Source organism: Megasphaera micronuciformis F0359 (assembly GCF_000165735.1).
In the GTDB taxonomy this organism is placed as follows: Bacteria; Bacillota; Negativicutes; order Veillonellales; family Megasphaeraceae; genus Megasphaera; species Megasphaera micronuciformis.
On the sequence record NZ_GL538200.1, the window covers coordinates 1 to 786 of the forward strand.

A 786-nucleotide genomic window follows, 5' to 3' on the forward strand; every position below is an offset into this window, starting at 1 on the left:
AGCTTAATGCGTTTTGTATTGTAATAATCAATATAATCCTTTAATTTGCTGATAAAATCTTCATAGGAAGCAAACTTTTCTAAATATAACAACTCTGACTTCAACAAGCCAAAGAAGTTTTCCATCACGCTATTATCCAAACAATTTTCTTTACGGGATATACTTTGAATAATAGCGTGATTTTTTAATGTTTCTTGATAAGTACTATGCTGGTACTGCCATCCTTGATCTGAATGTAAGATGCAGCCTTTGCTATTGGGTCTATTCTTAAAGGCTTTATCCGGCATAGATAACACCTGTGTTAATGCAGGTCGCTCTGATATTTCATAAGATACAATTTCACCATTATACATATCTAAGATTGGTGATAAATATACTTTACGCCCAAACAAGTGGAATTCAGTAATATCTGTGGTCCATTTTTGATCAGGCTTTATTGCAGTAAAGTTTCGCTTAATCATATTGGGAGCGATTTTTCCTTCACTACCTCTATATGAGCGGTATTTCTTTAGGCGAACTTTACATATTAAGTTTTCTTCCTTCATAATACGCATTACGACTTTATGGTTTATATGAATGCCTAATTTATGCAATGCTATTGTAATTCGGCGATACCCATAACGTCCTTTATTCATCGCCACAAGTGTGCGAATAGCTTCTCGTTCCTCTGCATATTTGTCTCCCTTTTTTATGCTAGCTAAGCGTGCATAATATGTACTACGACTAATGCCAAAGTACTCGAGCATAAAGTGAAGGGGATATATTTTTCTTAATCTTTCGATGGCA

General features: G+C 34.6%; 1 protein-coding gene. It reads right to left on the reverse strand.

Annotated features, from left to right (window positions below):
- Positions 1-786 (reverse strand): IS3 family transposase (locus HMPREF9429_RS03600; RefSeq protein WP_006941732.1); only part of this gene is annotated, 786 nt, incomplete at both ends.